The organism is Streptomyces sp. NPDC040410, assembly GCF_055595715.1.
This window is the reverse complement of sequence record NZ_JBVIVK010000004.1, coordinates 274266-298563: the sequence shown is the minus strand read 5'-3', so window position 1 is coordinate 298563 and position 24298 is coordinate 274266. Positions and strand designations below refer to the sequence as shown.

At 64.8% G+C, this 24298-nt stretch carries 38 protein-coding genes, 5 other RNA genes and 1 other annotated feature; of the genes, 24 read left to right on the top strand and 19 right to left on the bottom strand.

The genetic code is table 11. The features are described 5' to 3' along the window. Positions 1 to 4: 4 nt before the first annotated feature. From ACZ562_RS11290 to ACZ562_RS11215, 16 genes are all read right to left on the bottom strand, one after another. Complete coding sequence (locus tag ACZ562_RS11290; protein ID WP_471176413.1) at positions 5 to 373, bottom strand: hypothetical protein; 369 nt, start codon at positions 371 to 373, stop codon at positions 5 to 7. A gap of 26 nt (positions 374 to 399) precedes the next feature. Continuing rightward, positions 400 to 462: hammerhead ribozyme type II (locus ACZ562_RS11285), an RNA gene on the bottom strand. A gap of 53 nt (positions 463 to 515) precedes the next feature. Continuing rightward, entirely contained in the window at positions 516 to 938 is a 423-nt protein-coding gene (locus tag ACZ562_RS11280; protein WP_471176411.1) for a hypothetical protein, read from the bottom strand. 27 nt (positions 939 to 965) lie between these two features. Continuing rightward, positions 966 to 1028: hammerhead ribozyme type II (locus ACZ562_RS11275), an RNA gene on the bottom strand. Further along, positions 1029 to 1196 (bottom strand): hypothetical protein, encoded by a 168-nt coding sequence (locus ACZ562_RS11270; RefSeq protein ID WP_471176408.1) that lies wholly within the window; start codon positions 1194 to 1196, stop codon positions 1029 to 1031. Between the two features lie 75 nt (positions 1197 to 1271). Further along, a complete protein-coding gene (locus tag ACZ562_RS11265; RefSeq protein ID WP_471176406.1) occupies positions 1272 to 1592 on the bottom strand; it encodes a hypothetical protein in 321 nt (106 codons plus the stop codon). Between the two features lie 21 nt (positions 1593 to 1613). Then, an RNA gene (locus ACZ562_RS11260) (hammerhead ribozyme type II) lies at positions 1614 to 1678 on the bottom strand. Positions 1679 to 1688: 10 nt separating this feature from the next. After that, a complete protein-coding gene (locus tag ACZ562_RS11255; RefSeq protein ID WP_471176404.1) occupies positions 1689 to 1919 on the bottom strand; it encodes a hypothetical protein in 231 nt (76 codons plus the stop codon). 25 nt (positions 1920 to 1944) lie between these two features. Further along, positions 1945 to 2009, bottom strand: an RNA gene (locus tag ACZ562_RS11250) — hammerhead ribozyme type II. A 14-nt stretch (positions 2010 to 2023) separates the two neighbouring features. Further along, positions 2024 to 2941, bottom strand: a complete 918-nt coding sequence (locus ACZ562_RS11245; protein ID WP_471176401.1) for a hypothetical protein — start codon at positions 2939 to 2941, stop codon at positions 2024 to 2026. 28 nt (positions 2942 to 2969) lie between these two features. Continuing rightward, positions 2970 to 3034: hammerhead ribozyme type II (locus ACZ562_RS11240), an RNA gene on the bottom strand. A gap of 77 nt (positions 3035 to 3111) precedes the next feature. Further along, complete coding sequence (locus ACZ562_RS11235; protein ID WP_471176398.1) at positions 3112 to 3525, bottom strand: hypothetical protein; 414 nt, start codon at positions 3523 to 3525, stop codon at positions 3112 to 3114. A gap of 103 nt (positions 3526 to 3628) precedes the next feature. Then, complete coding sequence (locus tag ACZ562_RS11230) at positions 3629 to 4156, bottom strand: hypothetical protein (RefSeq protein WP_471176396.1); 528 nt, start codon at positions 4154 to 4156, stop codon at positions 3629 to 3631. A 167-nt stretch (positions 4157 to 4323) separates the two neighbouring features. Continuing rightward, on the bottom strand, positions 4324 to 4491 hold the full coding sequence (locus tag ACZ562_RS11225) for a hypothetical protein (RefSeq protein WP_471176393.1): 168 nt from the start codon (positions 4489 to 4491) through the stop codon (positions 4324 to 4326). 186 nt (positions 4492 to 4677) lie between these two features. Further along, on the bottom strand, positions 4678 to 4875 hold the full coding sequence (locus tag ACZ562_RS11220; RefSeq protein ID WP_471176390.1) for a hypothetical protein: 198 nt from the start codon (positions 4873 to 4875) through the stop codon (positions 4678 to 4680). A gap of 92 nt (positions 4876 to 4967) precedes the next feature. Next, positions 4968 to 5651, bottom strand: a complete 684-nt coding sequence (locus tag ACZ562_RS11215; RefSeq protein ID WP_471176387.1) for a hypothetical protein — start codon at positions 5649 to 5651, stop codon at positions 4968 to 4970. A gap of 221 nt (positions 5652 to 5872) precedes the next feature. Next, positions 5873 to 6090 (bottom strand) — a sequence feature (16S ribosomal RNA rRNA prediction is too short). Between the two features lie 2264 nt (positions 6091 to 8354). Between ACZ562_RS11215 and ACZ562_RS11210 the strand changes: the two genes are divergently transcribed. The 17 genes from ACZ562_RS11210 to ACZ562_RS11130 all read left to right on the top strand — a co-directional run bounded on the left by ACZ562_RS11210 (position 8355) and on the right by ACZ562_RS11130 (position 17006). Beyond that, on the top strand, positions 8355 to 8963 hold the full coding sequence (locus ACZ562_RS11210; protein WP_471176385.1) for a hypothetical protein: 609 nt from the start codon (positions 8355 to 8357) through the stop codon (positions 8961 to 8963). A 434-nt stretch (positions 8964 to 9397) separates the two neighbouring features. Continuing rightward, positions 9398 to 9826 (top strand): hypothetical protein, encoded by a 429-nt coding sequence (locus ACZ562_RS11205; protein ID WP_471176382.1) that lies wholly within the window; start codon positions 9398 to 9400, stop codon positions 9824 to 9826. Between the two features lie 107 nt (positions 9827 to 9933). Beyond that, positions 9934 to 10338 (top strand): hypothetical protein, encoded by a 405-nt coding sequence (locus ACZ562_RS11200; protein ID WP_471176379.1) that lies wholly within the window; start codon positions 9934 to 9936, stop codon positions 10336 to 10338. 428 nt (positions 10339 to 10766) lie between these two features. Next, positions 10767 to 11018: a hypothetical protein gene (locus ACZ562_RS11195; protein WP_471176377.1), complete on the top strand. Its 252-nt coding sequence runs from the start codon at positions 10767 to 10769 to the stop codon at positions 11016 to 11018. 167 nt (positions 11019 to 11185) lie between these two features. Continuing rightward, positions 11186 to 11836, top strand: coding sequence for a hypothetical protein (locus tag ACZ562_RS11190; RefSeq protein WP_471176374.1), 651 nt, complete (start codon positions 11186 to 11188; stop codon positions 11834 to 11836). A 122-nt stretch (positions 11837 to 11958) separates the two neighbouring features. Beyond that, on the top strand, positions 11959 to 12231 hold the full coding sequence (locus ACZ562_RS11185) for a hypothetical protein (RefSeq protein WP_471176372.1): 273 nt from the start codon (positions 11959 to 11961) through the stop codon (positions 12229 to 12231). 167 nt (positions 12232 to 12398) lie between these two features. Then, positions 12399 to 13394: a tyrosine-type recombinase/integrase gene (locus ACZ562_RS11180; protein ID WP_471176370.1), complete on the top strand. Its 996-nt coding sequence runs from the start codon at positions 12399 to 12401 to the stop codon at positions 13392 to 13394. An 18-nt stretch (positions 13395 to 13412) separates the two neighbouring features. Continuing rightward, positions 13413 to 13859 (top strand): hypothetical protein, encoded by a 447-nt coding sequence (locus tag ACZ562_RS11175; protein WP_471176367.1) that lies wholly within the window; start codon positions 13413 to 13415, stop codon positions 13857 to 13859. Further along, on the top strand, positions 13856 to 14623 hold the full coding sequence (locus ACZ562_RS11170; protein WP_471176365.1) for an exonuclease domain-containing protein: 768 nt from the start codon (positions 13856 to 13858) through the stop codon (positions 14621 to 14623). Before ACZ562_RS11175 ends, ACZ562_RS11170 begins: the two co-directional genes overlap by 4 nt. Further along, on the top strand, positions 14613 to 15074 hold the full coding sequence (locus tag ACZ562_RS11165) for a pyrophosphohydrolase domain-containing protein (protein WP_471176362.1): 462 nt from the start codon (positions 14613 to 14615) through the stop codon (positions 15072 to 15074). Before ACZ562_RS11170 ends, ACZ562_RS11165 begins: the two co-directional genes overlap by 11 nt. A gap of 68 nt (positions 15075 to 15142) precedes the next feature. Further along, positions 15143 to 15448, top strand: coding sequence for a hypothetical protein (locus ACZ562_RS11160; protein WP_471176360.1), 306 nt, complete (start codon positions 15143 to 15145; stop codon positions 15446 to 15448). A gap of 11 nt (positions 15449 to 15459) precedes the next feature. Further along, positions 15460 to 15648 carry a hypothetical protein gene (locus tag ACZ562_RS11155; RefSeq protein WP_471176357.1) on the top strand — a complete coding sequence of 63 codons (189 nt, stop codon included), beginning with the start codon at positions 15460 to 15462 and terminating at the stop codon, positions 15646 to 15648. Continuing rightward, positions 15645 to 15812 (top strand): hypothetical protein, encoded by a 168-nt coding sequence (locus tag ACZ562_RS11150; RefSeq protein WP_471176355.1) that lies wholly within the window; start codon positions 15645 to 15647, stop codon positions 15810 to 15812. Before ACZ562_RS11155 ends, ACZ562_RS11150 begins: the two co-directional genes overlap by 4 nt. Continuing rightward, positions 15812 to 15961 (top strand): hypothetical protein, encoded by a 150-nt coding sequence (locus ACZ562_RS11145; protein WP_471176352.1) that lies wholly within the window; start codon positions 15812 to 15814, stop codon positions 15959 to 15961. Before ACZ562_RS11150 ends, ACZ562_RS11145 begins: the two co-directional genes overlap by 1 nt. Beyond that, entirely contained in the window at positions 15954 to 16394 is a 441-nt protein-coding gene (locus ACZ562_RS11140) for a KTSC domain-containing protein (protein ID WP_471176350.1), read from the top strand. The genes ACZ562_RS11145 and ACZ562_RS11140 overlap by 8 nt, the downstream gene beginning before the upstream one ends. Before the next feature lie 33 nt (positions 16395 to 16427). Further along, entirely contained in the window at positions 16428 to 16670 is a 243-nt protein-coding gene (locus tag ACZ562_RS11135) for a hypothetical protein (protein ID WP_471176348.1), read from the top strand. Positions 16671 to 16757: 87 nt separating this feature from the next. Further along, positions 16758 to 17006, top strand: a complete 249-nt coding sequence (locus ACZ562_RS11130) for a hypothetical protein (RefSeq protein WP_471176345.1) — start codon at positions 16758 to 16760, stop codon at positions 17004 to 17006. 48 nt (positions 17007 to 17054) lie between these two features. Here the strand turns inward: ACZ562_RS11130 and ACZ562_RS11125 are convergent, their stop codons facing one another. Beyond that, entirely contained in the window at positions 17055 to 17516 is a 462-nt protein-coding gene (locus tag ACZ562_RS11125) for a hypothetical protein (RefSeq protein ID WP_471176343.1), read from the bottom strand. A 129-nt stretch (positions 17517 to 17645) separates the two neighbouring features. On the opposite strand from ACZ562_RS11125, the gene ACZ562_RS11120 reads away from it, so the two are divergent. Then, entirely contained in the window at positions 17646 to 19202 is a 1557-nt protein-coding gene (locus ACZ562_RS11120; RefSeq protein ID WP_471176341.1) for a phage terminase large subunit family protein, read from the top strand. Between the two features lie 8 nt (positions 19203 to 19210). Next, positions 19211 to 19717: a hypothetical protein gene (locus tag ACZ562_RS11115; RefSeq protein WP_471176339.1), complete on the top strand. Its 507-nt coding sequence runs from the start codon at positions 19211 to 19213 to the stop codon at positions 19715 to 19717. Between the two features lie 57 nt (positions 19718 to 19774). Here ACZ562_RS11115 and ACZ562_RS11110 read toward each other — a convergent pair whose 3' ends face one another. Both ACZ562_RS11110 and ACZ562_RS11105 read right to left on the bottom strand, forming a co-directional pair. Beyond that, entirely contained in the window at positions 19775 to 19987 is a 213-nt protein-coding gene (locus ACZ562_RS11110) for a DUF397 domain-containing protein (protein ID WP_471176336.1), read from the bottom strand. Next, a complete protein-coding gene (locus ACZ562_RS11105) occupies positions 19974 to 20804 on the bottom strand; it encodes a helix-turn-helix domain-containing protein (protein ID WP_471176333.1) in 831 nt (276 codons plus the stop codon). Before ACZ562_RS11105 ends, ACZ562_RS11110 begins: the two co-directional genes overlap by 14 nt. Before the next feature lie 297 nt (positions 20805 to 21101). On the opposite strand from ACZ562_RS11105, the gene ACZ562_RS11100 reads away from it, so the two are divergent. From ACZ562_RS11100 to ACZ562_RS11080, 5 genes are all read left to right on the top strand, one after another. After that, complete coding sequence (locus ACZ562_RS11100) at positions 21102 to 21530, top strand: ATP-binding protein (protein ID WP_471176330.1); 429 nt, start codon at positions 21102 to 21104, stop codon at positions 21528 to 21530. 56 nt (positions 21531 to 21586) lie between these two features. Next, on the top strand, positions 21587 to 21931 hold the full coding sequence (locus ACZ562_RS11095) for a DUF6415 family natural product biosynthesis protein (protein WP_471176327.1): 345 nt from the start codon (positions 21587 to 21589) through the stop codon (positions 21929 to 21931). A gap of 51 nt (positions 21932 to 21982) precedes the next feature. Further along, positions 21983 to 22651, top strand: coding sequence for a hypothetical protein (locus ACZ562_RS11090; protein ID WP_471176325.1), 669 nt, complete (start codon positions 21983 to 21985; stop codon positions 22649 to 22651). Positions 22652 to 23154: 503 nt separating this feature from the next. After that, positions 23155 to 23331 carry a hypothetical protein gene (locus ACZ562_RS11085; RefSeq protein ID WP_471176322.1) on the top strand — a complete coding sequence of 59 codons (177 nt, stop codon included), beginning with the start codon at positions 23155 to 23157 and terminating at the stop codon, positions 23329 to 23331. Positions 23332 to 23433: 102 nt separating this feature from the next. Then, positions 23434 to 24294 carry an aKG-HExxH-type peptide beta-hydroxylase gene (locus ACZ562_RS11080; protein ID WP_471176319.1) on the top strand — a complete coding sequence of 287 codons (861 nt, stop codon included), beginning with the start codon at positions 23434 to 23436 and terminating at the stop codon, positions 24292 to 24294. The last annotated feature ends 4 nt before the right edge of the window (positions 24295 to 24298 follow it).

The window sequence follows — 24298 nt, the reverse complement described above, 5'->3', positions numbered from 1 at the left end:
TGCGTCAGAGCCTTTCGAGCGTGCCCAGACCCCTCATGAGGTGCCAGATGCGCTTCGCGGCCTCCTCGGGGCCGACCTTCGGACCCCACTCGCCCTGGATCTGCGTGTCCCGTCGGTCCCGAGGCTCGTACTCGATCTGGTAGCTGTAGCCGTACCTGGGGCCGTCGGGGCGGGACGCGATGATGTGCCAGTCGTTGTTGAACTCGACCTGCACGACCCAGCAGCCACCACCCGTGTAGAGGTGCTGGCACTGGATGCCGAGCTTCAGCAGCTCGGCCGCCAACGCGTCCGTACCGTCGTCCCCGTCCTCGGCCGACTCCTGTCCGGAATCGGTCTCCACGGGCTCCACGTCGTCCTCGGCGATCTTGCTCATGTCTCTCCTCTCAACGCTGACGGAGCGTGTGGCTGCCTTCGTCAGGCCCCAGGCACCACCCTGGGACGACCCCCGAAGGGGTTTCGGCAATCAGGCATGACGGACCCGCCGGCCGGCGCGCATGGCAAGCCGGCGACTCGCGTCAGTACTCCCCGTTCTCGTAGCAGGCCCCGTGGAGCGGCATGCGCTCGTAGCACGGGTGACCGAAGTCCTCACCGCAGTTGGAGAAGACTCCGTGCTGCTCCTGAAGCTCCTCCGTGATGTACTCCGGAGCGGGCTCCTTGAACGAGTTCTGGTCGGACAGGTCCGCAGGGCACGTCCAGACGACGTCCTCCTCGGTCAACGCCACCGGCTCGCCACAGGCAGCACAGGGAGCGTCGTAGTGAGCCTCCTTGCGCTCGACGAGCCTTCCGCCGTCCCACACGTCGATGGCACCGACCCACGTGACGCCGATACGGGCGCCCAGGATCCGCTCTTCGATGAGAGTGGCGATGTCGTTGTCGTCGCACTCGACGGCACCAATGTGGCTGTCGTCGGCGGACCGGACCTGAAGTGTCAGACCCATAGCTCTCTCCTCTCCAAGCTGATTCAGACTTGGCTGCCTTCATCAGGCCGTGGACACCACTCCACGACGACGCCTCCCGGCGTTTCGGCATCAGAGACCCAGGCGTTCGACGTTCCAGCTCGTCGCCAGATCGAACGCCTCGGACTCCGTCTCGCGCTGCCCGATCCACCTCTCGCAGAAGCGGGCGACCCAGCGCGGAGTCTCGTAACCGCACCACTCCAAGCGGATGCTGAAGCGGCCGTCACCAGAAATGTCCATGTGCGCTCCTTCGTTCGGGCATGGCAGGCCGGCCGGCATGAGGACACACCTCGCCGGCGAACCTGCTTCTGCGGATCACGAGCCGTACATCTGCTCCACGGGAAGGCCCTCCTTCTCCGCTTCCTTGATGCACCCCTCGGCGCACTCGACGAACATCGCCAGCGCCTTACGCGCTCCCTCGTCGTCGGATGCCGCGCAGTCGTAGTCCGGGTTGGACACCGGAACCATGGTCTGCTGCGGACCGAACAGAAGGAACATGCTGTTCCCAAGGCGCATCATCGAGTTGGCCTTGCGCTTTCGGCTGGGCACCTCGCGGAAGAACGTCCCAGCGATGGTTCGTTCGACCTTGACACGGATGCTTGTACCGTCCGAAAGCCGCTGCTCGTACTTGGGCACTACTCTCTCCTCTCAGACCGACAATGGCTGCCATCGTCAGGCCCACGGCACCACCCGCGGACGACCTCCTTTCAGAGGTTTCGGCATGTGTGTAGATCAGGCGTGGCGCTCCTCGTCGAAGACCTCCTCGGCCCGACGGAGCACGTGGTCGACGTCGATGCCCTTGGACATCACGTAGTGGAGCACGTCGGCGATCAGGTCGGTCGCGACCTCCTGGACCTCCTCCGCGTCCTCCGCCGGGGAGTCCGCGAACAGGTCGATCAGCGCGCCACCGCGGGCGGCCTTCTCCTCGATCGAGAACGGGGCCGGAGCGGAAACCTGCGACATAACTCTCTCCTCTCACAGAGACCGACAATGGCTGCCATCGTCAGGCCGCGGGAACCACCCCACGACGACCTCCTTTCGGAGGTTTCGGCAATTGTTGAATCGGACTACTTCACTTCGTGCGGCTCACCGTCGGTGCACTCCAGGCCGTACGACCAGTGCGTCATGCCACGCCCGTCCACACGGGTCGAGACCACGGCGTACTTGTCGAACTGCGCCTCGTACTGCACCTTCTCGCCGCACTTCGAGCACGGCCACTGGCCGTAGCCCTTCGCCGGATTCTCGATCAGGTCGAGGCGCGGCTGGTGGTCCGGGAAGTACTGCCGGACGCAGGCGACCGCTGCGTGACGCTCGGGGTCCATCTGCTCGGGCACGTCGCGGACGTCCGCCACGATCCGCCCTTCGTGCTCGTCGCACTCGGGCTGGTAACGGACATTGGCGAACTGCTCGTCGCTCCGCAGAACGTCGGCGTAGTCGGACAGGTGGGCACCCGCGTAACGCGTGCCGTCGTCCGCCAGGGCGTAGACGTAGACGGTGGACCCGTCCCGCTTCGCCGTGACTTCGTATCCGCGACGCTTCCCATAGAGCATCGTCACCCCACGGCGGTAGTTCAGCGGGTTCTTGCCGAGAGCCTCGGCCTCACCGCGAACACGCGCGAAGGTGGTGTCCAGGGCCTTGTACGCCCTGTCCACGGCGATCTGCGTGGGGTTGTGGATGATCAGGTCGGAAGCGTTGCGGCTGCCCGACTCCGGCACGTAGCAGTGCTTGAAGTATCCGTAGACCTGGCGCACCCAACCCTCGGACTCGGTGGGCTTCACCGAGCTGATGAGCCGGGCCGCCTCGTTTCGGATGTGCTCCGAAGCGTCGGCCTCGCCGGACAGCAGGTACTCCAGGGAGTACTCGCCGATGACCCTGCGACCCTTGGGTCCCACGAACTCGTGGACCGCGTACGTGAAGCCGTGGAAACCAGGCGGGCACATGAACGTACCCATGGCCTGCTCGCGCACGATCTTGTAGGTTCGCATGCTCTCTCCTCTCAGAGCTGACTTCAGCGTTTGGCTGCCTTCGTCAGGCCGTGAGCACCACCTCACGACGACTCCCGACGGGGAGTTTCGGCATTGGAAGTTGGGCAGGAAGGATCCGCCGGCATGAGGGCATACCTCGCCGGCGAATCCGGGCCGCCGCGGATCGGACGTCAGTAGTCGATGAACACGGACCCGTGCTCGTCGAACCAGACGCCGTCGAACGTGTAGACCTTGGCCGCCTCCGTGAGACGCTGACCGAGTTCGTACGGGTAGTCCCCGTCCCAGTACCCGGCACCGTGACCCCGAGAGGTCAGCCAGAAGTCGTGACCAGCACGGCCGGGGTCGATGTCGGAGAGGTCGACGGCGTTCGCCGTACAGAAGTCCTCGCAGACCTCCATGAACGTCGCACGGCAGTCGTCGGAAAGGTCCGACAGGTCGTACGACTGGGCCTCACCGGCATCCATCCCCGTTTCGGCGTCGTCGCCCGCGGCCTGGGGCATGCAGTCAGCCCAGAGGGCAGCGTGCATTACCGCAGTCGCGAACTTGTCGACGTACGCCGGATCGATAGCAATGGTCGCGGTCATAGCTCTCTCCTCTCAGGGCAGGGAACCACCCCTGCGACCCCGTGCGGAAAACCGCACGGACGCTCTCGGCCTAACGCCTGTTTAAAGTCGCCGAGTCGACTGCTTAGGCGGCCATACGGAGGCCCGCCCAGAACTGCTTCCACCCGCGCTGGATGACGTGGTGGATGTGCGCGTCCTCCTCGTCCTCGAACCCGTAGAGGTGCGCGGACGGCTCGATACGCTCTCCCGAGTAGTGGTCACGGAGGTAGGAACCCTCGTGGTTGTAGAACCAGTCGGCACCCTCGTCGTACGCGCAGTCGGCGTCACGAATGGCGTCGATTGCGAGCTTGACGGGGTTGTCCCACGGACCCGTGACCCCCTTCGGGGTGCAGTCCAAAACCTCAAAGGTCTTGAGCGGACCGGGACCGAAGGTGCCGTTCGGAAGGCGCGGCGCACCGAAGTCGCCGTCGATGATCATGTCCTCGGTGTAGTACGTGCGGTAGACCACCACGTACTTGCACGGACGACCGTCGGGGCGAGAGTGCGGGGAACGCATGGAGACGTTCCGCCGCTTGCAGTTAGGACACTGCTTCCACGCACCAGACCTGGGCCGCAGGATGCGCTCGGACCAGTTCATCGGGCTGATGCTCATACTCTCTCCTCTCGATGGCAGGACACCACTCCTGCGACCCCGCACGGATAGTGCGGACGCTCTCGGCCTAACGCCTGTTTAGAGTCGCCGAGTCGACTTGAATTTGGGCATGGCAAGGCGCGCCGGCACAGGGGCATTCCCAAGCCGGCGAGCCCTGCCCGCCTAGATCAGACCGCCTTGCCCATCATGATGTCGTTCCACTTGTTCCGGCGCGTCGCAGCCGACTTCCAGATCTGGGAGGAACGGGTGACACCATTCTGGGTGCACGTGATCCAGTACACCTTGCCGTCAGGATTCGTGGCGGAGTGCTGCCGATAGACGGACCCTCCCAGCACGAATCGCCTGTCCTCCCCAGCGAGGAAAGCCGGGGACGAAACCATGACGGTCGTGTATTCCTCTTGCATTGCTCTCTACCTCTCAAGATAGACAGGGCACCACCCCTGCCTCGCAGCACTGCTGCGACCCCGCACGGATAGTGCGGACGCTCTCGGCCTAACGCCTATTTAGAGTCGCCGAGTCGACTAGAGCGCGAGGAACCCGTAAGGCTGCCCGCAGTTGCTGCACTCCGGATCGGACACGAAGTCCTCGAACAGTCCACACGTAGCGTGGATGTCCTCACCGCCGTCCATGACCTTGACGACGTTTTCTCCGGGCACAGTGAAGACGTCCTTGCACTCCACGCAGTAGAACACCGTGGATTCTTCGAACTTCTTCTCCATAGCTCTCTCCTCTCAATTCGCATTCCTGCGACCCCGACCCTATGGGTCGGACGCTCCCGGCCTAACGCCTATTTAGAGTCGCCGGGACGACTTCAGCCACAGTCCATGAGCAGCACGCCGAACGGGGTGCTGATGAACTCGGACATGGCACCGTGGCGGATGTCCTTGACCACGACGGTCCAGTCCACTTCGCCGGACGGCTTCAGGCACGGACCCAGATTCCAGGTCAGACGCTCGCCGCGCATGGCGTCGATGACCGCCTCCTTCTCGGACAGACCGATTCCCATGTAGCGGTCCTCGTTGCCGAGACGCCACGTAAGTTCGTCATCCCAGATGGACGGGTCCGCCTTCACGGCTTCCTTGCCTGCCCACGTGAGCGCGCTGCTCTTGGACGGCGCTGCCTTGAACCCCAGAATTGCGGGGTCCACGAGCAGCTTGCCGCCGCAGCCGATCACGACACAGCCGCCGAACACACCGTGTTCGCCGTCCGATGCGGACTCATCACCCGCACCGCAGCTCGGGCAGCACCGCTCCAGGAACGGAGCGATGTCGCCGAACCGGGCCGCAGCCAAGGCAGACAGGTAGCTCTCGCGAGTCACCTCGTGCCCCACGGACTGGGACAGAGCACTACGGGTATCGGCGTACTGGTCGATGGCCTTCATGAGGTCATTCCAGTGAGTTGCATGCCAGCCGTAGGACCGACCCTGCCCGTTGACATCGCTGTTCACCTCCCAGACCTTCTTGTAAAAGAAGTCCTTGAGGCTGTTGCGGTCCATAACTCTCTCCTCCCATGTGCGACCAACGGATACCAAGCCGTTGGCTCTCGGCTACGGCAGGGGAAAGCGCGCATGACAAGCCGGCTTGCCCCTGCCGCACCGTAGTGCATGAGATTTGGGACCAGCAGAACGAATTCCACTGGTCACCGTCGTCCGCTGGTAAGGCGGACCGAACTAAGAGAGGGTAGGGGGCACCGGAGCAAATCTAACGTGGTTTTCTCCGCTATGCGGGTGGGAATGTTTCAGTCCCACTGTGTCCGGACGCCTTCTCAGGCCGGATACCCGTCGTCGCCTTGGTGAGCCGTTACCTCACCAACTAGCTGATAGGCCGCGCGCTCATTCCATGGCTTTGGTCCGAAGCCGAGGCCGGCATTCGGACATTATTCACCTATGTTGCTGTGAACCATGGCGCAGATTACGCACGTGTTACTCACCAATTGCACCACGAACGGTGCCCCCGATCGCCCCCGGATTCCGGGGGCGATATGAGAGAGAGTGACGTTACGGAAACAGTGGCAGTACCTCTGTGTTAGCTCTTGCCGCCAAAACTCTACTGACCGTCCGTCCCCATGACACACCACGAATGGCAGTCACGGACTTCCGACCACATGCATACGGTCACCATTCAGCCCGAACGAATCGGACTAAGCGAATGGCAGCGCAAAGGTACGCAGTACATAACGCCCCTTGCATACATGCCCTATCCGCACGTCGGCGTGATAGTGGCAGGCTCTCGCCCACCGCGCAGAGTTTTCCTTACTGTTTCCGCACGTCAGCTAGCAAGCAACGTGCGAGGGTATGACTGCGCGCGTTTGGTTCCATGACACGTCCCCGGACTCCCCATCGCTTAATGGCACCTACGACTCATGATCAATACGGTACGTAGGTAGATGGACCCTAGACGTGACATGCCTACGGCACTGCCAGTCACACACTCGCTCGCTTGCCCATTCGGGCACTTGCTAGCGATTCCACTGTTGAGTTCTCAAAGAACGATCACTGCCTTTTCTACTCACCCCCTCCCCCCACCTAGGGGGGGAGCGAGGCTTTCAATCCGGGTGACTCAGTTGTTTTGGTGTCTTCACTCGCGCCCCCCCGTTTCCGGTGGCCGCTTGTTCCGACACAGAGAACATTAGGGGGTGCCAGACGTCTGGCACCACACCTACGCGCCAACTAGTTGGCAATCAGCGCTCGCCAGGTACTTGGCACCCCTTCTGAGCTGCGCTTTTATGCTCCAATGTGACGCGCATCACATTGCCGCTCGTTAGCCTCGCCGCTGACCGGCTTGACCGGCCATGACCGGCTATGTCCGTTTTGCCCGTCCGGGAGAAGCCGGCGACCTCGGCTGTCCGTTGTGTAGGCATGCGCCCCTTGATGTCCGTTTTTCGGGGGCGACGGAAAGCCTGTCGGCATGCTCCGCAACGGCATGCACCACGTAGGCACTAGGCACGGCTCCACAGCGGCTCACAGCGGCTCTCGGCATGCCCTACAGCTCTCGGTGCCCTACGGCTCTCGGCATGGCTCACAGCGGCTCACAGCGGCTCTCGGTGCCGCTCACTGCCCTACGGCTCTCGGTGCCGCTCACAGCGGCTCTCGGTACGTCGTACGGCTCTCGGTGCCCTACGGCTCTCGGCATGGCTCACAGCGGCTCACAGCGGCTCTCGGCACCCCTTGCGCCTCACAGCGGCTCTCGGCAGGAATCCGGGGGGTGAGGGGGAGTCTCGGCAGTCTCCCCATACACACAGTGAGTACGTAGCTACGTTGTGCCATGCCGTGCTGTGAGCACGTACGGCAACGCTGTAAGTACTTTCTGTGACGAACCGCGGTCGCTACTTTCTGCTACTGCTGACATAGGTAAGCCTAAGTAAGTAGCGCCCGATTGGTCTAGTGGCCACACTTTGCCGGCCCGTGCCCCTCACCTGCATGTATGCACGTTGAGTAACTCACTGCGTATCTGATGGTCCGTTTGTCAGGGGGTGGGCCCACGGGCGCGCAACCCTCGGTTGACAGTAGCCGTGCACGCTGCGTAACTATCGACTTTATGCAGAAAAAGGTGGTGCAAAGGGGTTGACCTGGGGAGTGATGACACTTTCTCAGATGACCCGGCGACGTCCGTGCAGGTGGGGGCGTACCCAAATGGGAATTTGGGAGTTACCCAAAAGGTGCAGAGACCGGCCTAGCCGACATGGGGTGCGAAACGGGCATGTGCACGTGCATGAGAAGGTATGCAAGATCGTGTATGAATATTGGTTGGAACAGAAGGGGTGAAACGGACACCCCCACCCTTAAATGGGCAAAGCCGGCTACTGCCCCCTGATCACTCGTATAGCCACCGGGTGGAGCAAATCTGACAGTAGCCGTCCGTGACTGGGGTGGGTTTCGAGATTTCGTAGACGGAGAGCCACGAAAGTCGTCGAGATGGTCACGCTGAGCAGTATTGCAGCACACGAGCCGGCGGAGCTGTCGAGTCGGGCAGTACGGAGCGTCATGTGTGCTTGGTCACAGGACATATGGCTTGACGAGTCGGTTGCGGCGTCGAGGCTCCCCAACGTCGGTGGCCCGTGGCATAGTGGCCGGCGAACCTCTTCCCCGCCGACGCGGGGGTGGCCCCTTGGTAGATGTGCGCGCCGAGGCGGCAAGCAGTTGCTCCCCACGCATGTGGGGGTTAGCGCAGCCACCCCATGCCTAGGAAGAGGCTTTCGTATGCAGCACCCGCTCGCCCGTGTTGTCGACAGCATCGACCCTGACGCGAAGTACCGAGCAGCCGACCTGGCAGAGCTGCTGGGCCTGGCGCTCTCCTCGACGCACACACTCATCCTGAGCGGATGGTTCCCAGGCGAGGATCGAGAAAGGGTGCCCGGCGCCGACGGCGTCCGAAAGGTGTGGACTGGCGCAGCCCTTATTGCGGCTGCCGAGACCGAGCCGCCGGCACTCGACCACACGCGCTACGCACCTTCGACGTTGTGGCGGCTGGGGTGCGGATGCGAGAAGTGTCTGGCCTGGCACAACGAGGACACCCGGCAGCGCAGGCGCGCGGCGTCGGACGCTGCGTTCCCTGAGCAGCGGCGCCGGCTGGTGCTTGAACTGGTCGCGGCCGGCGAAGTCGACAGCATCGAGGCTGCGGCGAAGCGAGCTGAGGTGACCCCCGGCCAGGTGCACGGACTCGCTCGCCGCGACGAGAGCTTCCGGGCCGCGCTGGACGAGGCGGCAGTCGCGCTGTGCGTGGGAGGCGACCGGTGCGGCCGGCCGTGCGGGTACAGAAACGGTTGCCGCGGAACGATGTGCCGGCGATCGCACCACCCGATCGGGTAACTGGGATCGCGTGCCAACTGTCGGTGCCCTGTGCCATAGTTGGACCTGCTCGACCGAGGCACCATCGCAGCAACAACTACAGGTATGCCGGCAGCCAGCAGGCCACCTTCTCCTCGGCCGAGTGCACTACGTACCACGGTGATCGCGTCATAAGCCCAAGAGGGTTCGCAAGACCGACGAACACAGTGGTCGCGTGGCACCGAGAGATCGGTGATGGATCGCAACACTGCTATCCGCGTAGGCGGATATGACCCTGATGCGCACGACGACATGAGGGTTACTGCTCCCCGAGCAATCGGGGATCGGCGCGAGGCCCCGCCTGACTAGATCCCAGGCGGGGCTTTCGTGCGTCTGGTGACGGTTCGGTCACGGTTGGCCTGGGCGAGTAAGTCCTGTAGAGGCGTAGCCGGCGGTTCTGGTCGTACGTTCCGCGCATGAGCGATGAGTTGCAGATGGAGCAGGACCGCGCCCTGGTCGAGCTGGCTGCGGAGAAGCTGCTGAAGGCGTCGGCCGCGGCTATCCAGGAGAAGGGTCGCGAGTGGTACGTCCAGTCGCAGACGCGGGGGAGCAAGACTCCAGTGGTCGTCGACAACGTCGAGCAGCCGAGCTGCGTGATCGAGGTGTTCGCGCCTCGCTTTGAGTTCGTCCTGGAGCACCTGGCGCTGGTTGGCTCGCCGCGGCTCGGCTGGACGGTGGCGGCGTGGCTCTCGACAGTGGTGCGGCGCTGGGAGGAGGCAGATCGGGACGAGCGGCGCTGGGCCGTCGAGGTTGCGGCGGATCTGCTGAAGTACAGGAGGCGCGACCTGGGCTTCGGGCGGCATCAGTGGGTGCCGGCGCAGAGTGCTACGGGCCAGGCTGCGTGAGGACCTGGTCCTCGACCTGGTCGTGCGATGCGTCGGTGGGGCCAGGGGGTGGTGGAGCCGCGGGTGCCTCGGTGCGCTGTGACCCTGCTGGCCGGCCGCTCGGGCACGTGGTCGTTGTTCGTTTCGAGCGGGACGTGGCCGGCAGCCCCTACTACGAGGTGGCCAACGTGCTCGCGACGGCGATGCGGGCGTTGTCTGCCGGTGCGCAGGCACCTCTGATCTATGGGGACCTCGACGGGGTCGACCGTGGGCTGAAGACCCTGCGGGCGTGGGCGCCGGACGGCTTCCCGGAGCGTGTGCCGGTCGAGTTGCGCCGGCTGCTGGAGGCTCTCGGCCCGGCAGTGGACCGCGTCCAGTACGAGCGGCTGCCGCGGAACAGCACATCATCTCTCGCTCTCGTGGACCGTGTGGCCCGTTCGGCGATGCGTGGCCGAAAGCTGCGTGGTGATGTTGTGCAGACGACGTGCGCTGAAGTGATCGAGACGTATCGGGAGCGCGTGGCGGCGGCGTGAAGGTCGGTTAACAGGGCGGGGCCCTTACCCGAGTGTCGATCGTGTGAAACCGCAGGTTGGGAGCCACGTACTGGCCGGTATGCGGGCTGCTTGGTAGGTGAACAGAAGGTGAACGAGACCTCAAACGTGTGACGCTCGTCACAGCAACCTCTTGTGTTTTCAATCGTCTCGATGATCACTGTGTGGTGGCCGGATAGGTACCGTCAGTGGTATATCTGCACTTCAGCGCGGTGTTACCGGCGGGTACACCTTGTCATGTAACAGACGTTGATCGTTTGCACGCTTGATCCACAACAAGAGGCACAAGATGGTCAACAAAGTGTGGCGGTGATAGATGTGGACCCATCCGGTCCGGGGGTTACCTACGGCGCGGGAGCAGCATCGTTCGAGCGTCTGATCTGACGTTCGTGTCTTGGGGAGTGTGCGCCATGACTGTGGTGGCCGAGCCGGAGAGCACGGGAGCGATCCCGGTCATGGCGGCAGCCGGCTATAGCCGAAGGGGGCCGTTCTTGCGGGACAAGGAAGACGTTCCACATGAGGGCGCGATTCCGGACCTGTATGGCCTAGCGGCCGACCAGGCGCTGGAGGAGGCCATAGAGGCTGGTCGACTGCGGTGGTCGATCAACCTGCTCACAGGGGAGACGGTACTGAGCGTTCGAACGAAGGAATCGAACGTTTGAATGGTTTGTGACCCAATTAGCTCGAACTTGTGGAACAAGTAGGCGCACAAGTTGACCAACTCGTGGTTTATAGTGGCGGACGTCGCTGCATGTTTGTGAGGTCCGCCCAGACGGGTCGGCTAAGGGATTGCGCCGCTGGGCATTGGGCGGCACGGAAGGAGCGCACCATGGTGGAGAGGCCAGGGGCGAAGCATTGCAACCGGGTAATCGAGCACGACGAGACCGGTCGCGAGGTCGTCTGCGGGAAGCCGATCCCAGGTTCGCCGACCTACGTGATGATCAACGGTTCGCGAGCAATGAACCTGCTCCTCTGCCCGGAGCACAAGGGCGAGTGGTACGAGGTTAACTCCCCGTACTTCTCTCGCGCTGAGGCCGCCAAGGTGGCCCTCTACAAGCTGTTCGAGGACCACAGGGGCAACCTGTTCACCACGTCCGACATTCGCGACTACCTGCGCAACGTGTTGCAGGGCCGGGACGAGCTACTGAAGGGCCCGGAGGAGCGCGAGCTGATCGAAAAGCTCCAGGACAAGGGCAAGCTGAGCTTCGCGGCCGAGGACCTCTTCAAGACGGTTCGCCGGCGCGAGGACGCAGCCAACGGCGACGACTGGGAGGAGATCACTCCCTCCAAGGTGCGCGAGTACCTCAATGCGGCGTTCGACAACAGGGACCCGCGGCTGTCGCCGCAGGACATGCGTTTGATCGTGAAGATGCCGGATACGGGTATGCCGGCGCAGCCTCTCATGGAGCTGTACGCCCGCCTGCGGCGTGAGGATCTGGGGCTTCATACGACCGAGGGATCGGCTGGAGCGAAGCAGTGACCTTATTACGGTGCCGCGTACGCGGCCTTCCGAATCAGGGGACAACCTAACTCAAGAGGGGCCGAGCGCTCGGGAGACCGAGGCCGGCCCCTCTTGCTGTATCGCTGACAGGAGATGTTCGGATGGGCGACTTCGAGGACCGTACCTCCGCGTTCGACAAGGTGGTCCGGCACAGTGCGGACGTCTGGCACCGGCTGGATCGCGAGGAGGCGGTCGCGCGCAGGGCGCGCACGGCGAGGAATCGTTCCGTCGGAGCCAGCAGGGCCTCGCGCAACAGTCGGGTCCGCACCGAGGTCAAGGTGTGGCCGGAGGTGCTGAAGGTGGCCATGGAGCGGGCCGGCGGGGACGCCAGCCGGCTGAGAATCGTCAGCGACACCGAAGTCTGGGTCATGTGACGAACAACTTGAGCAACAACTTGAGGAACAAGTTGTTCTTCTAGTAGGCTCGGGATGTCACTCAAGAGGCGTTGGGCAACGCCGCAACGGGTGACATTCCGGGCCTTCTTGCTTGGCGGGCACCAAGCGCCGGAGGGCCTTCCCAACTGCACGGACGGAAGGCGGACATGGGCGCTCAGCTCGCTCTCGTAGAGAACGGTCGTATACAGCCGATCGCCGTAGCCGGCGCCTACCTCCTGACCAAGTCCGGCCGTACCCGCGAGGAGTACAAGCGCGACCTGCGCCACTACCTCACCTGGTGCGCCGAGTCCGGCCTCGACCCCTTCAACCAGAAGCGGGTCCAGATGGACGCCTTCAAGAACTGGCTCGCCGACCACTACGGCAACGGCGCGACCAACCGCCACCTGTCCGTCGTCAGCGGCCTGTTCAAGTACGCCATGGCCGAGTTGGAGGACTTCGTCTTCCGCAACCCGGCCGCACTCGTCGACCGCCAGCCCGCCTCGACCATCAGCCAGGCCACCGGCCTGACCTTCGAGGAGGCCGAGCAACTCCTGCGCGGTGCCGAGGCGTACAGCCTCCGGTGCTCCGCAGTCGTCCACGTCCTCCTGCTGACGGGCATGCGCGTCAGCGAGCTGGTCAACGCCGACTACGAGGACCTGGGCGAGGAGCGCGGCCACAAGATCCTGCGCATCACTCGCAAGGGCGGTCGCACCCAGACCATCGTCATCCCGCCGAGCGCCTGGGCGGCCCTGAAGGAGTACCTCGGCGACCGCACCAGCGGCGCGCTGATCGTCACCTCCACGGGTCGCCGCATCACTCGGCAGGGCATCTGGGACATGGTCAAGCGCCTGTGCCGGCGAGCCGGTGTCCGCACCATCCGCACCCACGACCTCCGCCACACCGCCATCACCCTGGCGCTGGAGAGCGGCAAGTCTCTGGAGTCCGTCCAGGACATGGCCGGCCACGCGGACCCGCGCACCACCCGCCGGTACGACCGCGCACGCAAGAACCTCGACGAGTCCCCGTCCTACGCGCTGGATGAGCAGCTCCGCGCGGTGGCCGCCCGCCGGCAGGCCGAAGTGGTCCTGGACGAGGCCGTCGAGGTCCTGGTCGACGAGGCGCTCCGCGAGGTGCTCGCCACCGCAGAACTCGTCGCCGCCTGATCCGTGAGAGGAGACAGCATGCCCGAGGTTACGCCGGACACGGTCCGGCTCTTCCGGGAGACCTACGCGCCTTCGGGCACGTGCCCCGCCAAGGCCATCGACGACCCGACCCAGCACCACATCTGGGAGCGCACGAAGTACGGCAACGTCAGTTGCGCCGACTGCTTCATCCCGCACCCCGACGAGCCCCTGGAGCGGCTTAGCGAGTCCGACCTGGACTTCCTCCAGAGCGTCTGCGACGCCACCGGGCCCCTGTACGGCGGCCGGTTCAACGCCGCGCGTGGGATGCAGGAGTTCCATGGCATCGAGCTGTTCGACGACGAGGAGGGCGAGGACCTCACCTTCTACCTTGTCGCCCGCAACGCCATGCCGGCGCTCCTCAACGCCTACCGCGGCCTGCTGGCCGAGATGCAGGAACGTTCCGGCAAGACCGTCAGCGTCGTCCCGGTGCGGGAGGCCGCGTGAGCCCGATCCCGGACACCTTCATCGGGTTCGACCTGGAGACCACCGGAGTCGACGTCGAGAACGACCGCATCGTCACGGGCGCGTGGGTCGAGGTCCTCCACGGCTCCCTGCGCCGCTCCCGGAAGTGGCTCGTCGACCCCGGCATCCCGATCCCGGCCGGCGCGACAGCCGTCCACAACATCACGACCGAGATGGCGCAGGCCGAGGGCATGAACCCCATCAGGGCGACCGCCCAGCTCGCCGGGCGGATCTGGAGCGCCCTGAGCGAGGGCATCCCCCTCGTCATCATGAACGCCCCCTACGACCTGACCCTCCTCGACCGCGAGTGCCGGCGCCACGATGTCACGCCCATCAGCGAGATGATCGCCTCCGCCAAGGACGCCGTCATCCTCGACCCTTACGTCCTTGACCGCCGCGTCGACCCCTTCCGCCCCGGCAAGCGGCAGTTGGAGGCCCTTGCCGACTACTACGGCGTGACGCTGAACGGAGCCCACGAGGCCGGCGCCGACGCCCTGGCCGCCGTCCAGGTCACCCAGCGGATCCTCCAGACCGCCGAGGACGAGCGCGCCTTCAACCGCAGCACCTACCACCACGAGGTCCACGGCCAGGACCTGGCCGACCTGTACGGCAAGCAGAAGCTCTGGTTCGCCGCCCAGTCCGCCGGCTATCAGGACTGGCTGCGCCGCACCAAGAACCCCAGGGCCGTCGTCAACGGCTCCTGGCCCATCATCCCCACCCATCCGGAAGTTGCTCATGTCGCCTAACACCACCCTCGTCGACTACGAGGGCGCCGTCGCCCAGTTCCACCACGCCTTCGGTGTCAGCGACCGCATCACCGACCCCGAGACGCTGCGCGCCCTGCTGGAACGCCGTGTCACGCTGATCCGCGAGGAGTTCGAGGAGGTCCTCGACGCCGTCGGAGCCGCCCAGGAGAAGGTCGGCGGCCAGGAGTTCCCGGTGGAGGAGTTCCAGCATCTCGCCAAGGAGCTGGCGGACCTGCTGTACGTGGTCTTCGGCAGCGCCGACCTCCTCGGGATCCCGCTGGGCAAGGCGTTCGCCAGGGTCCACGACAGCAACATGTCGAAGCTGGGGGACGACGGGAGGCCCGTTCTCCGCGAAGACGGCAAGGTGCTGAAGGGCCCCAACTACCAGCCGGCGGACATGGGTGACATTGGCACCGACGTTCTCGTCAATTACCTCTCCCAGAAGTTCTGAGATAACACAATGTGAAGCTCCCCGCCTAGCATTGAGGGCATGAGTCCTTGACGCTGAAGGCGGTCTGAATGCTTCACCAGTTGCTCGCAGCAGCGGCCCCAGATGGCGGTGTCAATTTCGACAACCCGCTGATTCTGGGGCCGCTTGCTGCGTTTGTCTTCGCGATCTTCGTCAGCGAAGTCGTCGTCCCCGGAAAGACCTATCGCCGGGAGGTAGACGAGAACGCGAGACTGAGAGATCTCGTGGAGCAAGTCATCCCGCTCGCGGAGTCGATGACGACTACCGCGCAGGAAATGGTCACGGCGACAACCCGTGTCACGGATGTCATGGACCGTGTCATCAATACATTGGCCGACCCCCGCCGCGACGGCTGAAAGGGGCGACCGTGGCTTTCTGGAGCACCAAGCGTCCTCAGCACAACTCGATCGACCTCGCGGACGCCTCAGCTCGCATGAAGAGCGCAGCAGTCTCACTGCGCCTGACCGCCATCAAGGCACGACACGCCACCAGCGCCGCCCATCAGTTCGGCGACCGCGTCGAGACCCAGATCGTGAAGAACCAGGGAGCAGCATGACCACCACCCGTAAGACCCCCGCCAAGCCGGCAGAGCAGGCCGAGCCGCGGCACCACTGTGACAACCACCCCTCGCGCACGGCGGCCCTGTCCACGACCAGCGGCGGTGCCCACAGCCAGATCCACCTGTGCAAGGACTGCGCCAGAGCGGCCGGGAGGTACTGATGCAGGTCTCCACGTGTGTGTGGTGGCAGGGCCGGCACGTCCAGGCCGGCCGCTTCTGCCCGCACAAGCCGGGCGTCGACATCGACCCCGAAGGCCAGGAGCACCCCGTCGGCTGGACCGTACAGAACCCTGGAGGCAAGGATGCCTAACCGCGGATGGAAGCCCCCGCCGGTCAAAGCGTTGCCCGAGCCGGCACTCGGCGGTACCCGGTACTCCAAGCGCCAGGTCGACCGCCTCCAGGCGTACGACGAGCGGGACATGCGTCCCAAGACCCGCGCCGCGCTGGAGGAGTTCCGGGCGACCGGCAACACCGACAAGCTGCTGACGTTCAACACCTGGCCGAACCACACCATCGACCGGAACCGTCCCCGCACCGTGTCCGCCGGCTACGACTCCAAGAGCCACACGATGCGAGTCGAGTTCCGAAATGGCGAGCATGGCCGCGGCAGTCACGGTGGCCCCATTTACGAGTACTACCGCGTTTCTCCGAACGTGTGGAAGAACGTGCGCCGTACCGGATCCGAAGGCCGGAACATCATCAACAAGGCCCTCGAAGGGCACCCCTACCGGCGCATCCGTTAACACATTCTGGAAATCGACACTAGGGTGCGGCGCATGATCAGACTGCCTTTCTTCATACGCCGCGTACCCACTCTCCGGGGATGGCCTTTCACCTACAAGACCTGGACCCAGGAGATGCGCGACCCCTTTCGCCGGGGCAACGCGCGAGTGTTCCGGCTCCCCTTCAAGCAGGGTGTCGGATTCGGCTGGTGGACCGAAAGGCTTCCGAGTGAGGACCACGCCCTGGTGGCGGTTCTGGGCACGCCGAAGCCCTACATCCCCGGCCGCGATGACTGACGAGGACCTGGCCCGCCGGCAGGTGGCCCGCAGGAGCCAGGACGATGACGAGGAATGGGAGCTGCTACAGATGCTGGGGCTGGACCGATGAACCTGGGACGACTGCTGGAGAAGCTGTGGCCGGCACACCGGCTGCTGGAGAAGGCGCAACGGCGGGTCAAGCGGCTCCCGGTCGTCGAGCTGCTCGACGCGGCCGACAACACGGGTTCGACGATCGCCGCAGCGCTGTACCGGCACCGCAAGCAGCCCACCGAGGAGTCCCTCGCGGAGGCCGTGGACGGCGTGGTTGCCCTGGCGGTCATCGTCCAAGAGCTACAGGAACGCCAGGCGGCATGACGAAGCCCCAACCCGGTAGCAGTGGGTTGGGGCTTTGTGCTGCTAAGCCTAGGTGAGCGGGAACGCCCAGGACACACAGAGGATGTAGACGACGAAGCTCGCCGCGACGCAGTAGCCCGAGATGCGCAGCAGGTGGACGCCGCCCTGGGCGCGGCGCAGAGAGGACTCGACCTCGCGGGCGTAGGGACCGACGTTGAAGCCGTCCCAGCGCATGCGGCGGGTCAGGCGCAGCAGAATCGCGGAGACCAGCAGCATGGTGATGGCCATCGGTGCGAGGGAGTCGCTGAAGTTGCCGGAGTCGTACCAGGTCTCGGCGCCGACGTACACGGCGAGGATGGTGCCGGCCCAGATGCCGATGCGGTAGGCACGGACGAGGGAGCGCTCGGCGACGCGGCCGGCGGCGACCATGTACGCCTGGCCGTCGCTGAGGTTGTGTCCTGGTACCGAGCGCACCGCGTCGGCTTCGCGGGCTATCGCCCCCGCCAGGATGTCTTCTCTCTCCCAGTCCATGCCCGCCCCCTGCGTATGTGCTTGGTGTGTGAATGGATCGTAGCGCTGAAGTGGTTGTTGAGCACTAACACAATTTCACCGTGCCTTTTTACCCTGATTGCACCGAATTGGAGCAATGTGGGGTAGTGCATGACATCGACGGCTGAAGACGGGACTCGAATAGAGGACGACGAGGAGTTCCAGCTCCCTGTCAATCCCGAGGTGTCCCAGGAAACCGTCGACCGCATCATCGAGAAGATGTTGCTCGTCATCGACGAACTGAGCGGACACCCGCTGCGTGACTACCAGGTGCCGCTCGCCCGGCGGATCCTAGAGTCGCTGATCCTCGGCGACACCGCCAAGATCACCGCCTGCTGGGCGCGTCAGAGCGGGAAGTCGGAGACACTCGCGAACACCCTCGCCGCGGTGTGCATCATGTTCCCCCGCCTGGCGCCGATCTTCCCCAACCTCCTCGGCCGCTTCCGCGAGGGTGTCTGGCTCGGCGCCTTTGCGCCGGTGGATGACATGGCGGACAACATCTACGGACGCATTGTCAGCCGGCTCACCTCCGAGCGCGCCCTGGAGCTGATGGCCGACCCGGAGATCGACGAGAAGGTGGTCGGCAAGGGCAAGGAGCTGCGCCTGGTCAAGTGCGGCAGCCTCGTGCGCAAGCAAACTTGTCACCCCAGGGCCCAGATCGAAGGCCGCACCTACCATGTCGTGTTGATCGACGAGGCCCAGGTTGCCGACGAGAAGGTCGTCAACAAGAGCATCTCGCCGATGCTGGCCTCGACCCGAGGGACCATGATCCTGACCGGGACCCCAACCTACACAAAGGGCATCTTCTACAAGATCATCCAGCAGAACAAGCGGTTCGCCACCAAGCGGGGCGCGCGAGCGAATCACTTCGAGGCCACCTGGAAGGACGTCGCGAAGGCGCACCCGGACTACGGCATCTACATCCGCGGTGAGATGCTGACCATCGGTGAGGACAGCGACGAGTTCCGCCTCTCCTACCGCCTCCAGTGGCTCCTCGACAGAGGTATGTTCACCACCTCCGAGCGCATGGAGGACCTGGGGGACAAGTCGATGCAGCTCGTGCCGGCATGGCACCGCACCCCCGTCATCGTCGGGATCGACCCCGCCCGCAAGCAGGACAGCACGATCGTCACGGTCGTGTGGGTCAACTGGGACTACCCGGACGAGTTCGGCCAGTACGAGCACCGCATTCTCAACTGGCTCGACTTGAGCGGGCTCGGGTGGGAGGAGCAGTACTACCGGATCGTTGACTTCCTCGCGAACTACAACGTGCTCGCCGTCGGTATCGACGCTGGTGGCATCGGAGACGTCGTGGCCAGCCGGCTGCGCGTGCTCATGCCCGGTGTCGACATCATCGACCTCCCCTCCGACCGCGGCGCCCAGTCCAAGCGGTGGAAACACCTGATGGAGGTCATGCGAACCGACAACATCGCCTGGCCCGCACACAGCAAGGTCAAGCGCACCAAGACCTTCCAGCGCTTCCGCACCCAGATGGAAGACGCTGAGCTGGAGTTCGCCGGACCCAACGTGATCGTGCACGCGCCCGAGGAGGCCGGCGCCCACGACGACTACGTCGACTCCCTCGCCAACGCCGTCTACATGACCGCCGACCTGTCCATGCCCGAGGTCCAGGAGGAGAGCAACTTCTTCTACGGCCGGGCCGCATAGGAGCCAGCGTGACGATCGACCCCAACTACCACAGCTACGACCCCGACGACCCGTACAACATCCCCGGCTGGACCGCGATCAACCAGCTCCCCGGCCCCGGAACCCCGACGACCAACCCGCCGGCACCCTTCCCGGCCGACATCGCCGTGCAGACGGTCGTGGCGACCTACATGGCCGAGGGCGGCCAGCCCCTGCCCGGCTCCGTCCTCGTGCAGGCCGACCGCCGCTACCGGGACAAGGCCACCGGGGACCTGGTCGTGCCCAACGCTCGCCGGCTGAAGGTGGTCAACGGGTCCCTCAGCGTCGACCTGCCGGCCAGCGACGACCCGGATCTCGACGAGCCGTACTTCTACAGCGTGCACGAGGTCGTACCTGGTGGCCGCAAATTCATGATCAGCGTCCCGTACAACGCGACCGGACCGCTCAAACTCCACGACCTGGTCGTCGACATGGACTACCAGGAGATCCAGCCGCCTCGGATCTATGCCCTCACCCCGCAGGCCGGCGGTTTCTGAGCAGACGTAAGGACCCCCCAACCAGCAAGTTGGGGGGTCCTTACGCGCGGAAGCGAGTCAGGCGCCCGGCAGTGCGTTGTCCTTCAGCGCGGCGACGAAGGACGTCCACGAGGAGACTGGGAAGACGAAGGCACCCTTCTCGGGGGCCTTCGAGTCCCGGACTGCCAGCTCGGCGGCACCGATAGACAGGGTCTCAACGCACTGGGCGTTGCCTCCCTCGCTGTAGCTCGACTTCTTCCAGCCACTGGCCGGGAGGTCATTGCGGATCATCTGCTTCCCTCGACTTCTCGTAGTCCCGCATCGCGTCGGTGATCAACTCAGCGGATTGGCGTGACGATAGGGCGGACGAGCGGATCTCGTCAAAGAGCTTGCGGTAGACCTCGACATCAGCAGCATCCTGCATGTATAGCGCCTTCGACCAGGTACTGACCTCCACGACATCGAGGGTGTTCGCGTCCTCGTTGACGAGCGTGCGGAAGCTCCCGTGAAGTCCAGCGTAGACCGCCTGCTCGAACGGCACGACCTGGATTGTGACGTGCGGTTTCTTCGCCAACTCCAGCAACTGGGCGAGTTGTCGCCGCATGACCGCGGCCCCTCCGACAGGACGGCGGATCACGCCCTCGTCCAGGATGCAGACCACCTGCGGAGGCTGGTCGCGTTCGAGAATCTTCTGCCGTTCCAGACGAAGACCGACGTAGTGGGCCACCTCCTCCTCGGTCAGTGACGGCTCAAGACCCTCGATCATCGCGCTGGCGTACTCCGCTATCTGGAGCAGCCCCGGCAGATGCATGGTCGCGAACGCCTCAACTCGGGTGCACTGCGACTCCAGTTCCACCATCTCGCGCATGTCTGCGCGCAGGTCGTAGTCCGGTAGATACTGAGTCTGCCCGCTCTCCCGCAGGAGGGTGAGGAGGTCCTCGGTCAGCTTCTGATCGTCGACCTTATACAGCGTCAGTAGGGCGAGCAGCTCCAGCCGGCGGGGCCTGACCTTCCCGCCCTCGATCTTCGAAATCTTGCTCTGCGTGCCGTCGATCTCTGCCGCGGCATCCTTCTGCCCGACGCCTGCGGCTTCCCGCAGTCGCTTCATCTCGGCCCCGAGCTTCTTCTGCCTGAGCGTTGGGCCTTGTCGACTCGCCACATCCCCTCCTTGAGCTGGGCCAAGTCTGACGTACGGCAGTAGGCGCATGGAAGATCCCCCCAGCTTGGCATATGCCACCGGCACTAGGAATTTTGGCTTCCGAGCATTTATTCCCGCAAGCATGTTGCGTCCGGGCATGCATTCAGCCCAGTCTGGACACACAGCGACGCGACCTCGACCCGGAGAGTCAACTCCCGGAGCAGGGGCCTGCCTTGGTGCCGACAGCCCGACTCTGGAGGCGGTGTGATGACCCGCATGTACGACGGCAACCGCGAGTGGCGCGCACCGATCGTCGTCCATCCGCACCACCTGCACCGAGTGCGTCGCATCGTCCGCGCCCACCTGCGGTTATGGGAGCTGAGCCCTCTAGTCGACGACTCCCTGATGATCGTTACCGAGCTGCTCACCAACGTGCACCGGCACGTGGACGGGCAGGCAGTCCTGATTCTCCGGGCGACGCCCGAGATTCTGACCATCACCGTGCACGACAACTCCTCCGTCGTCCCGACCGTTCGTCAGCCGGACTGGGACAGCAGTACCGGCCGAGGTATGTGGCTCGTCGAACAGACCTCCGTCTGGTGGAAGGCCGAGCCGACAGCGGACGGCAAGGACGTGCAGTGCGCACTCCGCATCCCTTCCGAGGGCGAGCCCCAGCGCGTGGAGTGCCCGGCATGATGACGCGACAGCCGGCGAAGTGGGATCCGCCCCTCTCCGTAGCAGAGTTGCAAAACGTGTTCGAAGCAGTTCGCAGGTGGACGCCCTTCAACGGCGCCGCCCTGCTGGACGACGTCGGCGCCGTCATCGACGAGGTCCCACCGCAGGAAGAGGACCTCGAAGACCTCGCCCAGCGCCTCCGCGGTCACCTCATGCAACTCGTCGACATAGCGAGTGCCAACGAGGCAGACCAGAAGGACGAAGAGGCGGCCGGCCTGATCAAGAAGGCCCGCGCCGTGCGTTCCGAGGAGATGCCAGGCGACTATCGCCGAGCCGTCGGATTTCTGCGCCGCATGGCCTGGTCCGCGAACGAGCTGCACGAGCGGCTGGGCGACCTCCAGTGCCTGAAGAGATCGGCGTGACCGATGGCAAAGCCCACACCCACCGAACGACCGAGAGAGAAGAACCCTGCCGTGCGATCCGCGACCATGCCGCGCTTAGTTCCCTACATCACCCTTCGCGAGGGTGAGGAGAACGCTCCGGACAACCTGGTCATCGACCTCTCCATTCCGTCCTGGCCGCGGCTCCGATACCGCGACGAGACGCCCCTGGACCGAGACGTGCGCGAGGTCCTGTGGGGACGCTGCTCGCAGACGACCAGGAACGAATCGAACATGCCGACGGGCCAGCCCCGCTGGAAGTTCGTGCACCCGTCCCGGCAGCGGGAGACCATGCAGGAGCTGCGCTGCCAGGTCTGCGTGCAGCCGGCGAAGACGCCACTGGGATGGATCTTTATGGCGGGACCGGACGAGCTGCGCACCGAAGACGACCTGGTGCTCACCTCGCAGCCGCCCGTCTGCGCCAGGCATGCACGAGCCGCCGCGCTTCTGTGCCCGCACCTCGATGGCCGGCCCCTGGTGTACCTCGCTCAGGCGGCCCCGCTGTTCGGAGTGCAGGGGACCATGTACGGCTTCAGCGCCCAGCACGGCGTCCACGTCATCGACACCCCTGAGCACCCGCTGCCGTACGGCCACCCGAACCTGCCGACCTTCCTCGCCTCCCAGTTGATAAGGCGCCTGAAGACGTTCCAGCTCATCACCCTGGATGAGCTGACGCACGCCCTGGAGGCTGCCGCCGCCTAGACCCCTGCTCGGCGGCCGACCGGGACCACAGCCGTCGAGCAGGTCCAACTCCCGGCGCGGGGCACGGAACCCGACGTTCCCCCACGGCAGGTCACGCCCCGCGCCGGGGCCAGACTCACCGGTCGGCTCACACGAAGAGCCGGCAGTCGGCCAAGGGCGCAATCCCCTTCCCTGGGAGGAGACGCGACTGGACAGCCGTTTTCAACCCGCACCGCTCAATGGTATTTCCGGCCACGCCTTCGCTGATTGGCGAATTGCATACCCGATCCTTTCTTTGCTATTCGCGAAGTCGGATCGGGATATAGGCATGCCCTTTTCCGGCTATGAATTCCTGGCATATTCCATCTTTGATGACCTTGCAATTCCCTCTTTCCTGTCCCGGTGTGCGCGCTGTACGTTCCTTCTCGGAAGTTCGCTCCACAGCAAACGGCCTCAAGTCGTCAATATCTTGGGGTCGTTGGCGGGGCAATTGGCTTCCTCGGTATTCGAGAAGGGGTAAACGGATGAGCCCGACGCAGACCGACCTGGCCCAGACCGCGGCGATGCCTCGCACCGTCCTGGCCGACCTCGTGGCGGCCGTGAAGGAGGACTCGCCGGCCGTGGTCGCCGGTGTGAAGAAGTCCGTCGACCGGTCCCAGCAGGACGCCAACTCCTGCATGATGGGCGGCTGGACCTCCTGACCGACCGCTGTGAAGCGCTGACGCGCTGACGCAGCACTGTGCCCGGAGCGGCTGGGAGCCGCTCCGGGCACACGTCATCAGACCTGACGAGGGAGGCACCTCATGCACTTCATGAACATCGGCCACACGTACGAGGCCACGGCCCGGCTGATCCGCGCCCTCACCGGAGCGTGCCCGGACGCCGACGGGCTGGATGCGGCCTACCGCGCGGCCATCTCCACGATCCGACCCATGCCCGTGCAGAGCGAGACCATCGACGTCACGTACGAGGACGGCGCCTGGGCGAAGTTCTGCACCGAAAACGGCATCTTCGAGCACATCTTCAAGGGCGCCGGCCCGACCGATGGCCCCACCCGCGAGGCGTGGGACACCCAGATCGCCGAGGCCCTGGCTCTCATCTCGTCCATCAGCCCGGACCTGCGCCGCATGGTGGACCTGCTCGTCACCGACCTCGTCGTCCTCAACAGCGGTGCGGACGGCGGCGGCTCCGCATCCCACCTTCCGGGGGTGGTGGTCATGAGCCCCGGAAAGAACTGGGAGACCCTCGACTACGCGATGTGCCTCGTCCACGAGGGTATGCACCTCAACCTCTTCGTGGCGGACAAGGTGTACGGCACGTTCACGCTGCCGTCCACCGAGCTGGAGGCCGACGACCGCCGCGCACTGTCCGCGGTGAAGATCGGCCAGCGGCGCCCGCTCGACAAGGCGTTCCACGCGGCGATCGTGACGGTCCCGCTCATGTTCATGGAGCACCACCAGGGCAAGACGACCCTCGTCGACCTCTACACGAAGTCGCTGGCAGACGCCTGCGCGGACCTGAAGCGGCAGCGGCGGTACTTCACGGAGTACGGGCAGATGCTCCTCGACGAGCTGTGCGGCTTCGGCGAAGCCATCGACTTCGCCCAGGTGGCCCGCACGATCTCCTCCCCGGAGTATGCGGGCTACCAGCCGGCCGCCGCCTGACGGG